General features: G+C 61.0%; 19 protein-coding genes. 1 reads left to right on the plus strand and 18 read right to left on the minus strand.

Going from position 1 to position 20,778, the window contains the following annotated elements; all coding sequences use genetic code 11:
• Positions 1-8: 8 nt before the first annotated feature.
• The 13 genes from ytfJ to E0L15_RS01855 all read right to left on the minus strand — a co-directional run bounded on the left by ytfJ (position 9) and on the right by E0L15_RS01855 (position 12,305).
• Entirely contained in the window at positions 9-410 is a 402-nt protein-coding gene (ytfJ, locus tag E0L15_RS01795; RefSeq protein ID WP_087370369.1) for a GerW family sporulation protein, read from the minus strand.
• The gene (locus E0L15_RS01800) at positions 385-1,047 is read right to left on the minus strand and encodes a DUF2953 domain-containing protein (RefSeq protein WP_168124361.1); all 663 of its coding nucleotides are present in this window, start codon (positions 1,045-1,047) and stop codon (positions 385-387) included. Before E0L15_RS01800 ends, ytfJ begins: the two co-directional genes overlap by 26 nt.
• Positions 1,047-1,649: an SMC-Scp complex subunit ScpB gene (scpB, locus tag E0L15_RS01805; protein WP_087229453.1), complete on the minus strand. Its 603-nt coding sequence runs from the start codon at positions 1,647-1,649 to the stop codon at positions 1,047-1,049. Before scpB ends, E0L15_RS01800 begins: the two co-directional genes overlap by 1 nt.
• Before the next feature lie 2 nt (positions 1,650-1,651).
• Positions 1,652-2,443 (minus strand): segregation/condensation protein A, encoded by a 792-nt coding sequence (locus tag E0L15_RS01810; RefSeq protein WP_168124362.1) that lies wholly within the window; start codon positions 2,441-2,443, stop codon positions 1,652-1,654.
• A 103-nt stretch (positions 2,444-2,546) separates the two neighbouring features.
• Positions 2,547-3,227 (minus strand): ribonuclease III, encoded by a 681-nt coding sequence (gene rnc / locus E0L15_RS01815; protein ID WP_087229450.1) that lies wholly within the window; start codon positions 3,225-3,227, stop codon positions 2,547-2,549.
• 60 nt (positions 3,228-3,287) lie between these two features.
• Positions 3,288-3,521, minus strand: a complete 234-nt coding sequence (locus tag E0L15_RS01820) for an acyl carrier protein (protein ID WP_087229446.1) — start codon at positions 3,519-3,521, stop codon at positions 3,288-3,290.
• An 86-nt stretch (positions 3,522-3,607) separates the two neighbouring features.
• Entirely contained in the window at positions 3,608-4,669 is a 1,062-nt protein-coding gene (gene plsX / locus E0L15_RS01825; RefSeq protein WP_087370362.1) for a phosphate acyltransferase PlsX, read from the minus strand.
• Between the two features lie 18 nt (positions 4,670-4,687).
• Positions 4,688-5,989, minus strand: coding sequence for a methylenetetrahydrofolate--tRNA-(uracil(54)-C(5))-methyltransferase (FADH(2)-oxidizing) TrmFO (gene trmFO, locus E0L15_RS01830; protein WP_168124363.1), 1,302 nt, complete (start codon positions 5,987-5,989; stop codon positions 4,688-4,690).
• 15 nt (positions 5,990-6,004) lie between these two features.
• Entirely contained in the window at positions 6,005-8,329 is a 2,325-nt protein-coding gene (gene topA, locus E0L15_RS01835) for a type I DNA topoisomerase (protein ID WP_087229437.1), read from the minus strand.
• 6 nt (positions 8,330-8,335) lie between these two features.
• Positions 8,336-9,580 (minus strand): DNA-processing protein DprA, encoded by a 1,245-nt coding sequence (dprA, locus tag E0L15_RS01840; RefSeq protein ID WP_168124364.1) that lies wholly within the window; start codon positions 9,578-9,580, stop codon positions 8,336-8,338.
• 25 nt (positions 9,581-9,605) lie between these two features.
• Positions 9,606-10,376: an RNA methyltransferase gene (locus tag E0L15_RS01845; RefSeq protein WP_168124365.1), complete on the minus strand. Its 771-nt coding sequence runs from the start codon at positions 10,374-10,376 to the stop codon at positions 9,606-9,608.
• Positions 10,373-11,020 (minus strand): TrkA family potassium uptake protein, encoded by a 648-nt coding sequence (locus tag E0L15_RS12610; protein ID WP_087229428.1) that lies wholly within the window; start codon positions 11,018-11,020, stop codon positions 10,373-10,375. Before E0L15_RS12610 ends, E0L15_RS01845 begins: the two co-directional genes overlap by 4 nt.
• Before the next feature lie 13 nt (positions 11,021-11,033).
• Complete coding sequence (locus tag E0L15_RS01855) at positions 11,034-12,305, minus strand: potassium transporter TrkG (protein WP_243155353.1); 1,272 nt, start codon at positions 12,303-12,305, stop codon at positions 11,034-11,036.
• 506 nt (positions 12,306-12,811) lie between these two features.
• Here E0L15_RS01855 and E0L15_RS01860 point away from each other — a divergent pair.
• Positions 12,812-13,516 carry a hypothetical protein gene (locus tag E0L15_RS01860; RefSeq protein WP_168124367.1) on the plus strand — a complete coding sequence of 235 codons (705 nt, stop codon included), beginning with the start codon at positions 12,812-12,814 and terminating at the stop codon, positions 13,514-13,516.
• 43 nt (positions 13,517-13,559) lie between these two features.
• Here the strand turns inward: E0L15_RS01860 and srtB are convergent, their stop codons facing one another.
• The 5 genes from srtB to E0L15_RS01885 form a co-directional block, all read right to left on the minus strand.
• Positions 13,560-14,363 (minus strand): class B sortase, encoded by an 804-nt coding sequence (gene srtB / locus E0L15_RS01865; protein ID WP_087229419.1) that lies wholly within the window; start codon positions 14,361-14,363, stop codon positions 13,560-13,562.
• Between the two features lie 75 nt (positions 14,364-14,438).
• The gene (locus E0L15_RS01870) at positions 14,439-17,216 is read right to left on the minus strand and encodes an SMC family ATPase (protein ID WP_168124368.1); all 2,778 of its coding nucleotides are present in this window, start codon (positions 17,214-17,216) and stop codon (positions 14,439-14,441) included.
• A complete protein-coding gene (locus E0L15_RS01875) occupies positions 17,213-18,352 on the minus strand; it encodes an exonuclease SbcCD subunit D (RefSeq protein WP_168124369.1) in 1,140 nt (379 codons plus the stop codon). The genes E0L15_RS01870 and E0L15_RS01875 overlap by 4 nt, the downstream gene beginning before the upstream one ends.
• Positions 18,349-18,918, minus strand: a complete 570-nt coding sequence (locus tag E0L15_RS01880; protein ID WP_168124370.1) for a DUF4886 domain-containing protein — start codon at positions 18,916-18,918, stop codon at positions 18,349-18,351. The genes E0L15_RS01875 and E0L15_RS01880 overlap by 4 nt, the downstream gene beginning before the upstream one ends.
• Before the next feature lie 15 nt (positions 18,919-18,933).
• A complete protein-coding gene (locus tag E0L15_RS01885; protein ID WP_168124371.1) occupies positions 18,934-20,592 on the minus strand; it encodes an ABC transporter ATP-binding protein in 1,659 nt (552 codons plus the stop codon).
• Between the last annotated feature and the right edge of the window lie 186 nt (positions 20,593-20,778).

The raw sequence follows: 20,778 nt of genomic DNA on the forward strand, positions 1-20,778 counted from the left end.
TATCACCTTTATTCTCCGCTCTTATCCGTGCCGGTCTTTTTGTCGATATATCCGGTGACCTTTTCAAACATCTCAGGCACCAGGTCCACCACACGGCCCACCGAGTCCCCAGCGGGAGGCGCCACGGGCAGCAGCCGCACGCTGCCATCCTTGACGATGAGGAAGGCCACGGGGGTGACGTTGACCCCGGCCCCGGCGCCACCGCCGAAGTTCTTTTCCACGTTGGGGGTCTTGCCGAAGTCGGAGCCGCCAGTGGCAAAGCCAAAGGACAGCTTGGACACGGGGATGATGGTCACGCCATCGGCGGTGACGATGGGCTGGCCCACCACCGTGTTGGTGTCCACCATCTCACGAATCCGGCTCATGGTCGTCTGCAACACTTCATTAATGGGATGCTTTTGTTCGCTCATGACTGTTTACCTCCTTGGAGTGCTGGGTGGTTCCACCCTCTTCGGCCTTAATGGCCGCCAGTTTTTTGATATATCGCAGGGCAAAGCTGAGGCACTGGCCCACGGTCAGGGAGAGCTCTGCCTGAGCTGACACCTGGGGCTCCTTTTTATCGTAGTCCAGGTCCACCACAAATTTGTGGTCCTTCACCCGGAAGCTGCCGTCGATGAGGTTCCAGATGCCACCGATGACCCCGTTGATCATTCCGTAGCCGATGGCAGCGGAGGCGGGGTCCTTCCCTGCCCAGATCAGGTGCATCTTTAGCTTGCGCACGATGATCTTCCGGCGCAGCTCCCCTGCCGCCTCACAGATGAGGGGCAGATAGCGTCGAAACTTCTTCCACGAGCCGGGGTTCAAAAGGGTCTCCAGCAAATTCTGGTTTTTCTCTTTCTCCGACTGGGGTGTTTCTTTCGGTTCCTTGGGCTGCTTTTTCTTTTTCTTGGGCCGTTTGGCGGGTCTGGGCACCACCGGAACGGTGATGGGCCCCAGCGCCAGGGCCAGCCGAACTCCCTCCTGGCTGTAGCTGGCCTTGGCCCGCACAGGCACCAGCAGAAGCAGCGCCAGGGCCAGGACCACGCAGCCCAGTACAATCCAAATCATCATGCCTCACCCGAGGGTTCTTCCCCCTCGTCCTCCTGCATCTTGGCAATGGCCGACTCCAAATCCAGGGTCAGCTGGGTGCCCTCCTGGCTGGCCGAGGGCAGCTCGGGCAGCTCGTCCAGGCTGGTCAGGCCAAAGGTGCGCAAAAAGTGGTGGGTGGTGCGAAACTGCATGGGACGGCCCGGGACCGCCAGCCGCCCCGCTTCCTCGATGAGCTTCCGCTCCAGCAGAATTCCCACGGTGTAGGAGCTGTCCACCCCCCGAATCTGCTCAATGTACGCCCGGGTCACTGGCTGGAAGTAGGCCACAATGGCCAGCACCTCCAGGGCGGTCTGGGACAGCTTGGGGGGCTTGCGGTGCTCCAAGGTCTTGCGGATGGGGTCTGCGTACTCCGGGGCGGTACACATCTGCCAGCTGTGCTCGGTGCGCACCAGGCAGATGCCACGGCGCTGGTAGCGGTACTCGTCGGCCAGCTTCCGGCACACGCTGTCCACCGTCTCCACATCCTGCTCCAGGGTGGCGGCCATGCGCTCCACCGGCACCGGGTCCCCGGCTGCAAATAGGATGCCCTCTATGGTGCATTCCAACTCCTTCAATTCCATGCTCAGGCTCCTCCGTCCTCTGCCGCCTGGGGCTCCGGGTGGGTACAGGTCAAGGTGCTGTCCTCCCCGGTGCCAGCCAGATAAATTTGATTGGATTTACACAGCTCCAGCACCGCCAGAAAGGTGGCCACAATCTCGGAGCGGCTCTTGCTGCCCCGAAACAGAGCCCGGAAGTGGGTGACTCCCAGGGTGGTCAGCTGGTCCAGAATCCACCGGGCCTTGGTCTCCACCGGGTAGGGTTCCCGGCCCACAATGCCGTGAAAGGCCCGGGTGGGCAGCGGGACATTTCCATCCCCCCGCTGGAACAGACGGCGAAAGGCCTCGGTGAGGTCTGCCGGGTCATGCTGATAGCGATAGGTCATCTCCTGGGGCAGAGGCTGAGGCTGGCCCACCAGGTAGTCCCGTCCGAACTCGTACCGCCCCGCCAGCACACCGGTGATACCCTTGATGCGCTCGTAGCTCTCCTTGTGCTGGTGCTCCTCCAGGGCCGCTATGAGCTGCTCCATCTCGCTCAAAGCCTCTTCGTCGTCGATGGAGAGGAGCATGCGGGTCTTGATGTACACCAGGTGGGCGGCCATGATGACAAACTCGCTGGCCACCTCCAGGTTCAGCCGCTCCCGCTGCTCCATCCAATCCAGGTACTGGTCCAGAAGCAGAGTGATGGAGATGTCCCGAATCTCAATTTTATTTTTGCTCAGCAGGTGGAGAATGAGGTCCAGAGGCCCGTCGAAGTCCTCCATGCCCTCCTGTCTTACTTTTACCACCTTGTCCAGATGGTATACCGGGACATCCATACTTTTCCCCCCTCCTGGGATGAAATCGAGATTATTATATCGAATTTCACACAAAAATACAAGGGCACCCACGGGTCAAACCCGTCGGTGCCCTTGGGGTCCATCAGGCTTTCGCTCCGGCCAGCTTCTCCAGGGCGGCTCGGGCCGCCATCTGTTCCGCCTCTTTCTTGGTGTGGCCCTTCCCCTGTCCGGCAGGGACGCCGTCCACGGCGGCCTCCATGACGAAAATCCGGGCATGGTCCGGTCCAATCTCCCGCACCAGGCGATAGCTCACGCTCACTCCGGGCTTGCGCTGCACCAGCTCCTGCAAGGCGGTCTTATAGTCCCGGTCCACCGCTTTCTCCCGCTCCTTGTCCAGGATAAAGGTGCGGATGATGCTCTCCGCGGCGGCCATGCCGCCGTCCAGATACACCGCCGCCAGCGTGGCCTCGGTGGCATCGGCCAGAATGGAGGGACGGGTGCGCCCGCCTCCGGCGGCCTCGCCCTTACCCAGCTTCAAATAGGCGCCCAAATCCAGGACCTTGGCCACCTCGTATAAGCTTTCCTCACACACCAACGCTGCACGGGTCCGGGTCAGCTCCCCCTCCGGCATGTTGGGATGCGAGGAAAACAAATGCTGTGCCACCACAAGGCCCAGGACCGAATCCCCCAAAAACTCCAGCCGCTCGTTGCTGGTCACGCCCTCCGAGCGGTGCTCGTTGGCGTAGGAGCTATGGGTCATAGCGTGCTCCAGCAGCGATAGGTTTTTAAACTGATACCCCAACTTCTCTTCCAAACTTTTCATACTACCCTCCACGGAAAAAGCCCCGCCAGTGGCAGGGCTTTCCCCAAATCAAATGACTTCTTACAGATCCAGATGCTCCTGCATGTACTTGTACAGGTCGCCCACGGTGACGATGGAGCTGATCTCCTCTTCCTCCATCTCCTCCATGCCGAACTCCTCCTCCAGAGCCATGGAGAGGTCCACCAGGTCCACAGAATCCGCGCCCAGCTCGTCCACAAAGGCGGTATCCTTGGTGATGGCGTCAGCGTCCACGCCAAACTGCTCGGCAATCAAGGCACACAATTTTTCAAACATACTTTTCTCAAGCTCCTTTTATGTTGCTTTGGTAACAACATAATAGGGGCTTGATGCGTCCCTGTCAAGTGTCTTTTTGACAGTTTTTACTCCGCAGTCCCGTCTGTCTCCTGCTTTTTTGCCAAGCCCTTCACGGGCAGGCGCATGTACTCCACGTTTTCCGTGATATCCTCGATGATGCCGGACTTGCTGTACTCCATGGCCTGACGGATGGCGTTCTTCATGGCATAGCCGTCGGAGGAGCCGTGGGCCTTGATCACGGGGTGGGAAATACCCATCAGGGGCGTGCCGCCCACCTCGCCGGAGTCCATCTTCTTTTTGAACTCCCGCAGGCCGTCCTTCACCAGCAGAGCTGCAATCTTGGTCTTGAGACTGGAAAGGAACATCTTCTTGATCTCCCGGGCCATGTAGATGCCCACGCCCTCCATGGTCTTGAGGAAGATGTTGCCGGAGTAACCATCGGAGACGATGACGTCCACCGAGCCGGACACCGCCTCCCGGGCCTCCACGTTGCCCACGAAGTTGATACGGCCCTCGTCCGAGGCCTTTTGCAGCAGGCCATAGGCCTCCCGCTGCAGGTCAGTGCCCTTGGAGGGCTCCGCTCCGATGTTCAGAAGGCCCACCTTGGGCTCAGGGCGACCCAGCACCCGCTCGGCGTAGTAGCTGCCCATAAAGGCAAACTGGAGCAGGAACTCGGGGGTGCACTCGGCGGTGGCGCCGCAGTCGATGAGCACCGCACCGCCGTTGCCCGTGGGCACCACGGGGGCCAGAGCCGCCCGGCGAATGCCTTTGATGCGCTTGGTCATCAGGGTAGCGGCGGACAGCAGGGCTCCGGTGGAGCCGGCAGAGACAAAGGCATCTCCGGTGCCGTCCTTGAGCAGGTTCAGGCCCACGGTGAGAGAGGAGTCCTTCTTCTCCTTGAAGGCGGTGGCGGGGTTGTCGCACATCTCCACCACCTGGTTGGCGTGGGTGATCTCCAGGCCCTGGGGCACTTCTGTGACCCCCTCCTTGTGCAGGGCCTCCAGGATCTCCTCTCCACGGCCCACCAGTACCACTTCTACGCCGTACTCGGCAATGGCATCCAAAGCACCTCGCACCGGTGCCTGAGGGGCGTTGTCACCGCCCATGGCGTCTACAATGATCTTCATCTCCGGCCCTCCTTCTCGTTACAGCTTCTCTCGCAGGGCGTCCACCAGCTCCAGAGAGCGGCGGGACAGCTCTGCGTTTTTGTTCCGCTTGCCCTTGACCTTGTGGTCCAGGGGCGGCATGATTCCAAAATTGATGTTCATGGGCTGGAAGTCCACCACGCTCTCGTTGCTCACGTACTGAGCCAGAGCGCCCAAGGCGGTCTCCCGAGGGAAGTCCACGGGGGGCTTGCCCAGCAGGCGGTTGGCCAGCTCCACCCCGGCCACAAAGCCGGAGGCGGTGGATTCCACATACCCCTCTACGCCGGTGATCTGTCCGGCAAAGCAGATACGCTCCTGGCCCCGTACCCGGTAGTAGGCATCCAGCAGCCGGGGAGAATCCAGGTAGGTGTTGCGGTGCATCACCCCGTAGCGCACGTACTCGGCATGGGCCAGGGCGGGAATCATGGAAAACACCCGCTTCTGCTCTCCCCACTTCAAATGGGTCTGGAAGCCCACGATGTTGTACAGGGTGCCCTGGGCGTTGTCCCGGCGCAGCTGCACCACGGCATAGGGCTCCTTCCCCGTCTTGGGGTCGGGCAGGCCCTTGGGCTTGAGAGGGCCAAAGCACAGGGTCTGCTCTCCCCGTCGGGCCATGACCTCCACGGGCATACACCCCTCAAACACCCGACCGTCCTCAAAGCCGTGGACGGGGGCCTCTTCGGCCTGGCACAGCTCCTTCCAGAAGGCCTGGTACTCCTCCTGGCTCATGGCGCAGTTGATGTAGTCCGCCGTGCCCCGGTCATACCGGGAGGCAAACCAGGCGTGGTCCATGTCGATGCTCTCAAAGGTGACAATGGGAGCGGCGGCATCGTAGAAATTCAAATACCCGCTGTTGGGAAAGAGCTTGGCAATCTCCTCCGACAGCCCTTCCGAAGTGAGGGGTCCGCTGGCAATGATGACCTCCCCCTCCGGGATGTGGGTGACCTCCCCCTCCACCACGGTGATGTTGGGGTGACTGCGCACGGCGTCGGTGACCGCCTGGGAGAAGGCCTCCCGGTCCACGGCCAGAGCGCCGCCCGCCTCCACACGGGTCTGGTCGGCACAGCGCAGGATGAGGGAGCCACAGCGGCGCAGCTCCTCTTTCAGCAGCCCCACCGCATTCTCCAGCTGGTCGGAGCGGAGAGAGTTGGAGCACACCAGCTCCGCAAAGCCGTTGCTGTGGTGGGCAGGGGTCATCTTGTGGGGCTTCATCTCGTGCAGGGTCACCCCAATCCCCCGCTGGGCCAGCTGCCAGGCGGCTTCACAGCCCGCCAAGCCTGCGCCAATGATGGTTGCATTCATAGTTCTTCCTTTATCTCAGGCCTCGTCCGCTTCTTTGGCGGCTTTGGCCGTAGTTTTCTTGGTGGTCGTCTTCTTCGTGGTGGTCTTTTTCGCCGTGCTCTTCTTGGCGGTGGTCTTTTTCGCCGTGGTCTTCTTCTTGGTCTCGCCCTCGGCCTGCTCCTGACCTTCCACCTGCTGGGCTGCCTCGCCCTCTTCGGTCTTCTTGCGGAAGCCGCCCCGCTTCTCTTCCGGTAGGAAGTTGGGACACTTCTCGTTGATGCAGAAGGGGCGCTTGTAGCCCCGGCCCGCTTTCTTGAACATGGTGTGGCCACACTCCGGGCAGCAGTCCTTCACCGGCACGTCCCAGGTGCGGAACTCACAGCGGCGGCTCTCGTCCTTGCTGTTGAGGTGCTCGCAGCAGTAGTAGGTGTACTGCTTGTGGGTCTTCTTGCTGGTTCCGGTGCGCTTGACCAGGCGGCCGCCGCACAGGGGGCACTTGCCCGGCATCTCCACCACCAGAGGCATGGTGAAGTTGCACTCCGGCCAGCCAGGACAGGCCAGGAAACGGCCAAACCGTCCGGACTTCACCACCAGGTTGCGCCCGCACTCGGGGCAGATCTCCTCGGAGACCTCGTCGGGGACCTTGATGCGCTCCCCGTCCAGCTCGCTCTCCGCCTTCTTCATCTCCTGGTCAAAGTCGGTGTAGAAGTCGGACAGCACCTGCTTCCAATTTACCTCGCCGGTCTCCACCTTATCCAGCCGCTCCTCCATCTGGGCGGTAAAAGCGGGGTCCACAATGTCGGAGAATTTGTCCTTCATCAGCCCCGTGACCACTTCTCCCAGGGGAGTGGGCCGCAGGTGCTTGCCCTCCTTGACCACGTACTCCCGATCGGTGATGGTGGAGATGGTGGGGGCATAGGTGGAGGGTCGGCCAATGCCCTTCTCCTCCAGAGCCCGGATGAGGGTGGCCTCGGTGAATCGGGCGGGGGGCTGGGTGAAGTGCTGAGAGGGGCTCAGGTCGTCCAGACGCAGGGCCTCCCCCTCCTTCAAGTCGGGCAGCGGGGACTGAGGCGCCTCGTCCTCGTCGTCCCGGCTCTCCTCATACACGGCAGTGAAGCCGGAGAACTTGATGGAAGAGTGGCTGGCCCGGAACTGGTACCCGGCGCTCTCCACCTCAATGGACACGCTGTCATAGACGGCCTGGGCCATCTGGCAGGCCAGAAACCGGCTCCAGATGAGCTTGTACAGCCGATACTGCTCGCTGGTCAGGTCCTTCTTCAACTGCTCCGGGGTGAGGTTCACATCCGAGGGACGGATGGCCTCGTGGGCGTCCTGGGCAGAGTCCTTGGCCTTGAAGCGGCGGGTCTTTTCGGGATAATAGTCCTTGCCGTACCGAGCCTCGATGAAGGTCTTGGCGGAAGCCAGAGCCTCCTCAGACAGGCGCAGAGAGTCGGTTCTCATGTAGGTAATCAGACCCACGGTGCCCTCTCCGGTGATGTCCACGCCCTCATACAGCTGCTGGGCCACGGACATGGTGCGCCGAGGGGTCATGTTCAGCTTTCGAGAGGCCTCCTGCTGCAAGGTGGAGGTGATAAAGGGCGGGGCGGGGTTACGCTTTTTGTCCTGGCGCTTGACTGCCCGCACTGTGAAGGTGTCTGCCTTCACAGCATCCATGACCTCCTGCACCTCCTGGGCGTTGCCCAGTTCCATCTTCTTGTCCCGGCCGTAGAACTCCGCCCGGAAGGCCCCGATGTTGGGGGCGATGCGGCCCAGGTCGGCGGTGATGGACCAGTACTCCTTGGGCACGAAGGCGCGAATCTCCTCCTCCCGCTCCACCACCAGACGGGTGGCCACGGACTGCACACGGCCCGCAGACAGGCCACGGCGGATCTTCTTCCACAGCAAGGGGGAGAGCTGATAGCCCACGATGCGGTCCAGAATACGCCGGGCCTGCTGGGCGTCCACCAGGTTCTGGTCGATCTCCCGGGGGGACGCGATGGACTCGGTGACCACCTTGCGGGTGATCTCGTTGAAGGTCACCCGGCAGGTCTTCTCCTTGGGTACTCCAAGCACCGACTGCAAGTGCCAGGAGATGGCCTCTCCCTCTCGGTCAGGGTCGGTGGCCAGATAGACACGCTGGCTGTCCTTGGCGGCCTTTCTCAGCTCGGAAATGGTCTCTTCCTTATCCTTAATATCCTGATAGTCCGGCTCGAAGGTGGTCACGTCCACGCCCAGCTTGCTCTTGGGCAGGTCCCGCACGTGGCCCATGGACGCCTTCACCTGATAGTCCGGTCCCAAATATTTTCCAATGGTTTTTGCCTTAGCTGGTGACTCTACAATCACCAAATTCGTATTTCCCATAGATTCTTACTCCATTTTCAGTTTCACCGCTGCCAGGAATCGCTTGTCCTTTCCCTGGGTCACGTACCCTTGCAGCTGCAACATGGTCAGAGCAGCCAGAACCTGTCTGGCAGAGCGCTGGGTGTGCTCCACCAGGCCGTCCGCTCCCTTGGCTCCCTCTTGCAGAGCCAGGAGCACCACCTGCTCGTCATCGGTCAGGTTTTTCCGGCACTCCTTCCAGTCAATATATTCCATGCTTTCGGGATTGTCAACCTCTTTTTCCGCAGCGGGGGCTGTTTGGGGGGAAACGGGAGCCGGTTGTACCTGCTCCAACTGCTGCAATCTCTGCTCCACCACCTGGGGGTTCAGAGGGGGCTGTACCCCTAATTTTTCCGGGAAGCGATCCCGCCATTCACACAAGATATCCTCCCCACAGGTCACCAGTTTGGCGGCTCCCTCCTGGATGAGGCGGTTGGTGCCCTCGCTGGCCGGGGCGTCGATGGCACCGGGCACGGCGTATACGTCCCGGTTCTGGTCCAGAGCATGGCTGGCTGTGATGAGAGCGCCGCCCCGCCGGGGACTCTCCACCACCACAACGCCCAGAGACAGACCGCTGATGATGCGGTTGCGCACTGGGAAGTGGCTGCCCTTGTGCTCGGTCCCTGGGGGATATTCCGAGAGAAGGAGCCCGGAGGCCGCCACATCCTCGTAGAGAAATCGGTGGTACCGGGGATAAATAACGTCCAGCCCTCCGGCCAGTACGCTCACCACCGTGCCCCCGGCCATGAGCGCTCCCCGGATGGAGGCCGCGTCAATGCCCTGGGCCATACCGGACACCACCATAGCGCCGCCGTGGGTCAGCTCCATGGCCAGCTTTCCCGCCACCCGCTCCCCGTAAGGGGTACAGCTGCGGGTGCCCACCATGGCAATGGCCACCTGGTCGTCCAGAGAGATGGGGCGTCCCTTGGCGTAGAGCACCAGGGGCGGCTGGGGGATGTTCTCCAAGCGCTGGGGATACACCGCATCCTGACGGGTCATCACCCGGATGCCCAGCTGGTCGCAGCGGTCCAAAATCCGCTCCACCTCTCTCATGGACTTGTCCTTGAGAGAGGATCGGGCCAGACCGCTGAGCCCGGTGAGTTCATCCACGTCCTTGGCATGGGCGTAGTATACCCGCTCCGGCCCGCCGAAGTGGTCCAGCACCCGCTGCATGGTCACCCCCGCCAGGCCTCGCCGAGTGGACAACCACACCCAGTATTTCAAGTGGGACACCGTTCCCCTCCCCCTTCTCTCTCCTTTATAATTGGTCTCTGGCCATCTCCCAGAGCACCACCGACGCCGCAACGGCGGCATTGAGGGATTCGCATCGCTCCACCATGGGAATTTTCACCGTCTTCTCACACAGCTGCAAGCTCAGGTCGGACACGCCCCGGCCCTCGCTGCCGATGATGACGCCGCTGCGGGTCAGAGACACCTGCCGCACGTCCACGGTGTCCTCCTGCAGGGCTGTAGCATACAGAGGAATGTCCGCTGCCCGGAGCCGTGCCGCCGCCTGCTCCAGGGTGCACTCCCACACGGGCAGGCGGAACGCTGCCCCCATAGTGGACCGCACCGTCTTGGGGCTCCAGGGGTCGGCACAGCCGGAGCACAGAATGAGGCCATCCGCCCCGAAGGCGTCAGCAGTGCGCCAGATGGTGCCCACGTTGCCCGGGTCCTGCAACCCCTCCAAAATGAGATAGCGGTTCCCCGTCAGCTGCTCCGGCAATTCCAGAGCGGGGGTGCGGCAGACAAACACCACTCCCTGAGGGGTCTGGGTCTGAGCCACCGCCTCCAGCAGAGAGTCCGGTACCTCCACCACCCGCACGTCGTCGGGCAGCTGGGGCAGGGTGACCCCGGAGGCGTACACCACCGTCTCCAGGGGAATGCGCCAGCGCACCGCCTCCTGAAGCAGCTTGGGCCCCTCCCCCACGAATACGCCCTCCTCCCGGCGGGCGCTGCGCTTGCTGCCCAGCTTGCGCAGCCGGGTGACCAGGGGGTTGGAGCGGCTGGATATCACTTCATGTCTCATTTGTCGCATATCTTGGCAATGTCCTCATCCCGGCCCAGCACCATCATCTTGTCATTGGGGAAAAGCACATAGTCTGCCCCCGGAGAGACGTTGACCTCCTGGCCCCGGCGCACGGCAATGACGTTCAGGGCGTACTTGGCCCGGATGTCCAGGTCCCGGATGGTCTTGCCCTGCCACGCAGCGGGCAGGTCCACCTCCACGATGCCGTAGTCCTCGGACAGTTCGATGTAGTTGAGGATGTTGGAGCGGGCCAGACCCTGGGCCACCTTGATGCCCATCTCATGCTCGGGGAACACCACATGGTCCGCCCCCACCTTCTCCAGCAGGCGCTGGTGGACGTGGCTCATAGCCTTACACACCACACGGGGCACCCCGGCCTCTTTCAGGCGCATGGTAATGAGGGCGCTGCTGCCCACGTCGTTACCCACAGCCACTACGGCACAGTCGTACTCGCCAATCCCCAGGGCATTGAGCACCGCCGGGTCTCGGGCATCGCCCACCACGGCGTGGGTCACCAGGTCGGCTACACTCTGCACCCGATCCCGGTCCGTGTCCACGGCCAACACGTCATGGCCTACTTCGAACAACTCTCTGGCCACCGCCGTTCCAAATCGGCCCAGGCCAAACACTGCAAAATTCTTCACGTCAATTCCTCCATTAACCGATCATAACGTCACTTTCCGGATAGCTAATGCGGCTCTGCCGCCCACCCTGGGTCAAGAATGCCACGGACAGAGAGAGCACACCCACACGGCCCAAGTACATCATCGCCACCAGCAACAGGTGGGAGAAGGTGGACAGGGTTGGGGTGATTCCGGTGGTCAGACCCACCGTGCCCAGAGCAGAGGCTGTCTCAAAGGCGGCAGACAGATAAGGCACCTCGTCCACCACCGAGATGGTGATGGAGGAGAACAGGAACATCACAGACACCACCAGCACCAAGGTCACGGCGGAGAGCACCTTGGTCAGGGGGATGGTGCGGCCCCGGATGGTCACTTCGCTGCGGCCGTGGAGCCCGGCCCGCATGGCCAGCACCAGCACGCCCAAGGTCACGGTCTTAATACCACCAGCGGTGGACCCGGCAGAGCCGCCCACCAGCATGAAGAGGACACACACAAACTGGGACACCTCTCGCAGTCCGCCCTGGGAAATGCTCAAAAAACCGGCGGTACGCAGGGTGATGGACTGGAACAGGGCGTTGAGCCCCTGCTGCCACCAGGGCATTCCCCCCAGCGTCTCAGGGTTGTCATGCTCCACCAGCAGGAAAAACAGCATGCCGCCCACAATGAGGGATGCCGTGATGACAATCACCATCTGGCTGTACAGGGACAGGCGGTGGAAGGACTTCTTGTGTATGATCTCCTCCCACACAAAAAAGCCCAGGCCGCCGCACACAATCAGGCAGGCCACTGTGAGCAGCACCACCGGATTGTCGGAATAGGTGGACAGGCTGCCCAAGCCGTCGGGGCCCAACAGGTCAAAGCCCGCATTACAAAAGGCGGACACGGCGGTGAACACGCCCTTCCAAATGGCCCCCAGTCCATAGCGGGGCCAGAAACACGCCGTGAGCACAATGGCGCCCATGCCCTCCACCAGGAAGGTCAGGCGGAAGGCTCCTCCCACCAATCGGGCCACGTCATGCATGTCGTTGAGGTTAAAGGCGGACACCATCATCAGCCGCTGACTCAAGGACATGCGCTTTTTCACCAGGCTGGCCAACAGGAAAATCACACTCATAAAGCCCAGGCCGCCCAACTGAATCAGGGCCAAGATGACAACTTGTCCAAATAAGGTAAATTGCGTCAGCGTGTCCACCACGATCAGGCCCGTCACACAGGTGGCGGACGTGGCGGTGAACAGGGCCGTGATGGGCCCACAGCTCACCCCAGACCGAGACGAAATGGGGAGCATCAATAACAGTGCTCCCATCAGAATGACTCCAGCAAACGATAAGGCGATGACTCTGGTGGAATTGACCACCCGTCTCCGCCGCCCTCTGCCTCTCATGTTCCACACCTCTCCATTCCATAGGAAAGGCATACCGTCAGAGCCCTCTTCCGGTATGCCTTTGCGCAGATCTGTTCAAACACGGGCCAACGAGTTCACATCGTTGCTTCATGGTTCTCGCCCTCCCCGTTTCTGATTGGGAAACTCTGACGGTTTCCCTTTCTTTTTCGCCCGCACTCGCTTCTTCGCAGGCGATCCCCTACATTGTACAAATAACCTTGAGAAATTTCAACCCCTTTTTGGAATCTCCCCGCATTTTTCAATCACCCTATATCTTGCATGATGCAAATTATGTATTGATTCCAGGTCCTCTCAGGCGTATGCGTATAATTAAGTATCATAATCACCGGCTTATTGGGAGAAACCGCGGAAAACCATCTGGTTTTCCGTGGTTTCCTTCCTGCCTAAAAAAGGAGACTTCATATTATATGGACGGACGAAAATTTTGCTGTCGGATTTTATTTTATGTGCTGGGCCTATTTGTCATGGCCTTTGGGGTCACCTTCGCGGCCAACTCCAACCTGGGAATGTCGCCGGTGAACTCCATTCCCGCCGTACTCAGCGCCATCACCAACATCGAGATGGGCACCTGTGTGATCCTCATTTTCTCCCTGTTTATTGTGGCTCAGATTCTCATCAAGCGGCGGGAATTTCGCCTCATTGACCTGACACAGCTGATTTTCTCCACCATCTTCGGCTTTTTCGTGGACTTCACTAACTTTCTTATGGGCGGCTTTTGTCTGCCCACTGTGGCGGGGCGCGTGGTGATGATGCTCATCAGCCTGGTGCTCATCGCCATTGGGGTGTCCGCCTATGTGGCCACCGATCTCATCAACATGCCCATGGAGGGCATGACCCTAGCCATCACCCAAGCCGTGAAGGACAAGACCTTCCGCCAGGTCAAGGTGGTGGTGGACACCGCCACCGTGGTCATCGCTCTGGTGCTGTCTCTGGTATTTATGGGTATGATTCAGCTCAATCAGGGTATTACAGGCTATCCCACCAGCCTGGTCTTTGTGGGCACCATTGTGAGCGCCGTGGGCGTGGGGACCGTCATGGGTCCCGTTCAGAAGGTGGTCCTCCCTCCCATCCGCCGCATCTGCTTCGGCTCCTCGGCCCAGACGGTCCAATAATTACAAAAATGCCCCGAGAGACTTGAAGCTCTCGGGGCATTTGTTATCCGTTGACCTCAGCAGGCACCAAACGGGCATGCAGGACAAAACGAGCATTCTCGAAGGCGGAACTACAGGTGGACAGGGTGACAATCCGGTCCTCCTCCCGCAGCTGCACATCGGTGGTAAAGGCAGAACGGCCCTGGATATCCTCCAGCCAGCTGGTAAAGCTGCCCTCCTCGGTGAAGTTCAGCTGCCAGGCGTTGGTGTCCACGCTGCTGACATAGCCGGAGAAGAATTGCAGCAGATAGGTCTGGTCGGGGGTCATCAGGTAGCCCACCGTGTGCTCCTCATAGAAGCTCTGGTCGGCATAGTGGCGCAGGTCGTTGAACATGGTCTTGTTGTTCATCTGGTGGCCGTAGATGATGGTATGGGGGTCGGTGAGGTCTGCCTCGTTGCGGTAGTCCATGAAAATGGCGCCCGCACTGTTCCACTTACCGGTGAACAGGCGGTTGAGGTAGTACTCATTGTCCGAACCCTGCACCACAGGATAGTTGACATGGGTGCCGGGGATGTAAATCCAGGCCATCACGTCCGGGTTAATCCCCTTCAAGGAATTAAAATCCACCACCGGGAACTGATTCAAATTCTCGGTAGCCTGGGGGGCCGGAGTGCCATCCGGGTTTTCTTCCTCGCCAGACTCGGAGGGAAGCACAGGCAGCTCGCTGGGGATGCTCACAAACTGCTCCAGCTCTCCGTAGGCGTCCTCGCCCTCCTTGTACTCCGACATGATGCTCCAAATCTTATACCCTGACACCGCCATCACAACAATGAGGATGGCGCAGATGATTCGATACAACCACTTCATGTGTACCCTTCTTTCCCTGTGGTAAAATTGAACGTATTTACCATACCATAACTATAGGCAAATTTCAATGCTGTGTCACACCATAATCTCCACCCGGCTGCCGCCAGTGCGGTCCTTGCGCACCACGATCTGTTTGTCGATTTTCTCCTTGAGCTCGGACACATGGGAGATGATGCCCACCAGGCGGTTGCCCTGGGCCAAATCTCCCAGCGCCCCCATGGCCTTGCTCAGGGATTCCTCGTCTAGGGAGCCGAAGCCCTCGTCCACGAACATGGTATCCAGGCGGATACCCCCTGCGGAGGACTGGATTTCATCGGACAGCCCCAGGGCCAAAGCCAACGAGGCCTGGAAGGACTCGCCCCCGGACAGGGACTTGACGCTGCGCTGGGTGCCGTTGTAGTGGTCGATGACGTCCATCTCCAAGCCGCTCTGGCCCCGGCTGCCCGCCGCCTCCCGGCGGCGCTTTAGCTCATATTGGCCCCCAGTCATCACCAGCAGCCGCAGGTTAGCTCGGCGGAGGATGCGGTCAAAGAAGGTCATCTGCACATAGGTCTCCAAGGCAATTTTCTCCTTCCCGGGCAAGGTGCCGTTGACGGTGTTGGAGAGCACACGTACCCAGGTGTACCGCTGCTCCAGCTGGGTGAGCTGGGCGGTCTTTCCCTGGATTTGTTCCAAGGCAGTGCGGTTGGTAGTAAGGCGGGTGTGGAGCTCCCGCTGAACAGCAGTCAACTGGGCACGCCGCAGGGTCAGCTCCTGGCTGCGGGCCCGCTGGGCCACCAAGTCCACCGGCTGGCTCTGCTCCACCAGGTGGGTCAGCTGCTTCACCGCCTCCTCTGCCCCCGTCAGGGCCAGTTGGGCGGCATTGGCCCGCCGCTGAGCCTGAGTTTGAGCCTCCTCCAGCCGCTGGAGCTTCCCTTTCAGGTCACTCTGCTCCTGTCTGGCCTGTTCCGCCTGAGGGTAGCGCAGCTGCCCTTCCAGGGTGTGAATCTGCCCCTCCAGCTCTTCCCGCCGGCTGTTTGCTCCTGCCAGCTGCTCCCGAGCGGAGGACATGGCCTGCTCCAGCTCCCCCAGCCGCTGCTCCTGCTGGGGGATTTGGGTGTCCAGCTGTCGCTTGCGCGCCAAGGCAGCCTCCACCTGGCGCAGTTGTCCCTTCACCTGGGCCAATGCCTCCTGAGCTTCACCCTGGGCCTCCTGGATGGATTGGGCCACCTGGTCCAAAGGCTGGTCTGCCCCCTGCTCTGGCAGCACGTGGGCCATTTGACTGCGCAGACGCTGCTCCCGCTCCTCCAGAGCTGTACGGGCCTTTCCCGCCTCCACACTCCAGGTGCTGGCGGTCTGCTGGGCCGTCTCCCAGGCCTGCTTGGCCCGGTTCAGCTCCTCCTCCGTGGGTGCCCCCGGGGAGAGTTGGGCAGGGGTGGGGTGGGTCAGGGACCCACACACGGGACAGGGCTGGCCCTCTGCCAGGTCCTGGGCCAGAACCCCAGCTTGCTCGTCCAAAAAGGCCTGATTTTTCCCGGTATAGTCCTCCTGGGCCGCCTGAGCCTTCTGCCGGGCCACACCATAGCGTTTCTGGGCACTCTCCAAGTTCGCACGGGCCTGACGGCATCCTGCCAGCAGGGTGCTTAATTCCTCCAGACGCTGGCTCTGTTCCTGGGCCCGGGTCTGCTGTCCCAGCAGCCGCTCCCGCTGGGCTCCTGCCTCTTCCAGGCCCGTCCGCTCCTGCCGCCAGAGTTCCAGCTCCTTTTCCCGCCGCCGCTGCTCGTTCTCCTGCTCCTCCAGCCAGGTGCTCTGTTGTCGGATGCTCTGGGTTTGAGCCGTAAGATTCTGGCGCAGCTGCTCCAGCTCCTGATACCGGGGCAACTCCGCTTCCAGGTCCGCCAACTGAGCCCGCAGGCCTTCCAACTGTGGTGCCTGTGCCGTCTGGGCCTCCAGCTGCTGTTGCGCCGCCTCCCACTGGGCGGCACAGGTCTTCCGCCGGGCTTGGGCCTCTTCCAGCTGGCTTTGGGCCTTTTCCAGCTCCTCCGCCTTAGCCAACAGGGCGGTGACAGCCTTCCACTCTCCGTCCAGCTGTTCCAGCTCCTCACTGCACTGGGTGTCCCGCTCCCGGTCCTGCTCCAAGAGGGCCTCCAGAAGTTCCACCGTCTCCTGGATGGGCAGCTCTCCCGCCCAGGCCCGCTCCCACTGGGGGTACATCGGGTCCTCCTGGGGGCAGAGCACCCCGTCGATGTACTGTTTGACGCTGGCTCGAGCCGCCTCACACTCCCTCTGTAATGCGCCGCTCTCACTTTTCACCTTTTCCTGGAACACCATGTACCCTCGGGTGGGAAAGAGCTTGCGAAAAATCTCCTGTCTGCTGCGGGTATCTGCCAGCAGCAGCTTGAGAAAGTCGCCCTGAGCGATCATGGCAATCTGGGCAAACTGGCTGCGGTCCAGTCCGATGATGTTCACGATCTCCCCGGTAACCTCCCGGGTCTTGGTGACCAGGCGGCCGTCAGGGAGGTGCAGCTCCGCCTCCGCCCGCTGGAGGGTGGTGCCGCCCCCTCGCTTGGCGGGGCGCTCATACTCCGGGGAACGCCGGACCGTGTAGGTCTGCCCGCCGTAGGAGAACACCAGCTCCACCCAGGTGGGGGTGTCCGGCTGGGCGTACTTGGAGCGGAACATGGAGGGGTCCCGGTTGTCCCCGCTGGGCTCTCCGTACAACGCATAGGTGATGGCATCAAAGAGGGTGGTCTTCCCCGCCCCGTTGTCCCCGGTGATGAGGTACAGCCCCCGCTCCCCCAGCTGCTCCAGGGGAATCTCCATCTGCCCGGCGTAAGGGCCGAAGGCGGACAAGGTCAAGTGTAATGGTCTCATCTCTCACCCTCCCAAATGGATTCCATCAATTTCTGGGCAAAGGTCCGCTGCTCCTCCCCCATGGGCTGCCCGTTTTGCAGGGCGTAAAACTGGTCCAGCAGTTCCAGCGGGGACTTCTTCTCCTGGTCTTCCTCCATCTCAATGGAATGCTCTGCCCGGGTGCGGCAATTGTCATAGTCCAGCTTCATCAAGTGGGGATATATGATCCGCAGCTTGGCCATTCCGTCGGGGATGTCCTCCTCGTCGGTGAGGGTGATATGGACATAGTCCTGGGGATAGCGGGTGCCCTGGTAGAAGTCCCGGAGGGTGAGCTGCTCATAGCTGCCCCGCAGCTCCACCAGGTCCCGCAGCGGGGTGAGGGGCACGGTGCGCACCGCCACATTTCCCTTCTCCCCCAGCTCCACCACCGTCACAGACTTGTGGTGTCCCGCCTCGGAAAAGGAGTATTTCAGAGGGGTACCACAGTAGCGCACCGTCTCCCGCCCCACCGTCTGGGGCCCGTGGAGGTGGCCCAGGGCCACGTAGTCGAAGGGGTCAAAGGCGGACACATCCACCTGGTCGGTGCCTCCCACCGATACCTCTTCCGAGTCGCACCGGGTAGCCCCGGTGACAAACTGGTGGGTCACCAGGATGTTCCGCTCCCTCCAGTCCACCTCCATGGCCTGGATGGCGGTGGTGACCGCGTCGGTGTAGCTGGCAATCTCCTGGTCCGGGAAGTATCGCCGCACATGGGCGGGCTTGACAAAGGGGAGCAGATAGATGTGCACCGGGCCATACTCATCGACGAGGGTATACACCGCCGCCGTGCCGTTGTACACCGGGGCGATGTGGATGCCGCTTTGCTCCATCAGCCGCCCGCCAAAGGCCATGCGTTCCGGGGAGTCATGGTTGCCGCTGATGAGATAGACCTGGAGCCCCCGCCGGGACAGCTGGACCAGGAAGTCATCCAGCAGGGCCACTGCCTCCGCTGTGGGTACCGACTTGTCGTACACGTCCCCGGCGATGAGCACCCCCTGAGGCTGTTCATCCTCTACAATACGTATAATTTCTTTCAAAATATACTGCTGGTCCTCCAGCATGGAATACTCGTTGACCCGCTTTCCCAGGTGCAAGTCGGACAGATGGATGAATTTCATACGTCTTCGCTCCCCCGCTGGATGGTCTGGGCCAGCACCTGGGCGGCCAGGTGGGAGCCAGCCTCACTGGGGTGGTAGCTGTCCTGGGCGTACAGCTCCTGTTGGTCCGCCAGCTGGTAAAACCGGGTACCCACATCCGCCATCAACGCCCCGGTGTCCTGGGCCGCCTGGGCGTAGGCCTGGTGGAGCTGCTGGTACATCTGGTCGTAGTCCATGCCAAAGGCCCGGAGCTTCGCCCCGCCCCGCTGATAGGCCCAGGTGGCGTAGAGCACCGGTACCGCTCCATTGGCCCGAATCTGCTCACACAGGCGGGTGACGCTGCTGAAAAAGGACGCCGGACTGGTGATGGGGCCGTTGCTCATCTCCTGGAGTACCACATAGTCCCATTTCTCCTCCCGCAGCGCCGCCTGGGTGGCGGCCCCCATCCGGGTGTTGGGGTTGAGCTGCTCGGACAGGCGCGCCCCACCTCGGGTGTGGGCTACCACCTCCGCCCCAGTGAGCTCAGCCAGCATGTCCGGCATATCGTTAAAAAAGGTAAAGCTGTTTCCCAGCATTAAAATTCTCATGGATGTTCCCTTCTTTCATGGTATGGGTTCTTCCTCCAGCATGCCCCCGTGGAGATGGAGCATCTTGTGGGCCATCTCCACCGTGGAGGGGTGGAGGATATGGGACACGGCAATCACCGTCAGGTGAGGGATGGAGAAAATCAGTGTCTCAATCTCCTGGGCGGTGGCCGGGTCCAAGTGGGAGGTGCCCTCGTCCACCAGCAAAATCTCCGGGTTGGAGAGCAGGGCCCGGGCAATGGCCAGCCGCTGCTTTTCTCCGCCGGAGAGGAAGGAGGCGTTCTCCCCGATGGGGGTGTGGACCCCCTGGGGCAGCCGGGCCACCATTTGGGCAAGCCCCGCTTTGTCCAAAGCCTCCATCACCTGCTCCTGGGTGTAATCCCGGTAGAGCCGCACGTTTTCCAGGATGGTGTCATCAAAGAGGAATGGCTCTTGGGGAATACAGCACAGTTTGGCGGCATAGGCTGTCCGGTCCACCTGCTCCACCTCCACCCCGTCCAGGGTCACAGCCCCGGCCTGGGGCGGCAGCAGCCGCTGCAAGAGTTTCAGCAGGGTGGATTTTCCGCAGCCAGACTCCCCGTGGATGATGTACTTCTTCCCCTTTTCAAAGGCGTAGCTCTGGCCGCTGAGCAGCGTGCGATCCCCATAGGAGAAGGTGACGTGGTCCAGGGACAGGCTGTGGGCAAAGGGGCCGGGTTGGAGACCCCCTTGGGGACGCTGAGGCCCTGTCACCAGCTGCACATACTGCCCCACCACCTTCAGGGCCGATTTCAGCTCGGCAATGTCCCCGCTGATGGTGGTCAGCGGAGAGGCAATGTACACCATCAGCTGGGCAGCGGCAATGATGGCAGGCACACCCAGGTGTCCGGTGAGGGTGAGAAAGGCGCCGATGACGTAGATGCCCAGGTACATCACGTTGCCGATGGCAAAGGACACCTCATAGGACATGGCGTTGATCAGTTTGGAGTCGCTGCGGGCCCGCTCGGTTTCCACGCTCTTCTTCCGGTGCCGCCCGGTGAGAAAGCCCAAAATCTGATACAGCATAGAGGTCTCATAGGACAGCAGGTCCTCTTTAGCGGTGACCATATACCCCTCATTGCACTGAGCGTAATACCGCCCCTTCTCTGTGATTTTCTTGGAGAAAATAGCGGGCACCACCATCTGTAGTCCTGCCAGCAGCAGTACGTATATCCCCAACCAGGGGCTCAGCCATATCATGGCCACGGTGGCCACCACAAACTTTAACACCTCGGGATAGAGGCGCAACAGAGCGGTGAAATAGGACTCCCGGACGATCTCCATGTTGCTGGTCAGCTCCGCCAGGTACTCCGCGGAATTGTTCTCCCGAAACTTGGGATAGGGCAGATACATCACATGCTCATAGACGTCCTGCTTCAAGGCGGCAATCACCCGGCCCAACAGCAAAATCCGGGCCCGTTTCACGCCGTAGCCCACCCCGAAGCCCAGCAGCACATAGAGGGCGTAAAGGCCCACATACCGCCCCATGTCCTGCACTTGGCCGGACATGGCATAGTCCACAGCAGAGGCCATAGCCGCCGCCAAGCCGATCTCCACCAGAGCGTTGAGGGGCGCCAACAGGAGATACAGGGCCAGGTGTCCTTTTCCCTGTCTGAGATAGGTAAAAAACAGCCACAGGGGGCGCTTTCTCTCGTTCATCTTGTTCCTCTCTTTCTCGCAAGGGTTCCACACACAGATACCGTTTATTATAGCACACCCGCCCCCATCCATGAAGGGTAAGTTTCCTTCCTGCACAATCAGACAAAAAGGGATGCGCTGCAAACCTGACAGGTTTGCGGCGCATCCCTTTTTCTTATTTCGGCTGTTTTCTCATCCTAAATAGAT

Source organism: Pseudoflavonifractor sp. SW1122 (assembly GCF_012027765.1).
Taxonomy (GTDB): domain Bacteria; phylum Bacillota; class Clostridia; order Oscillospirales; family Oscillospiraceae; genus Enterenecus; species Enterenecus faecium.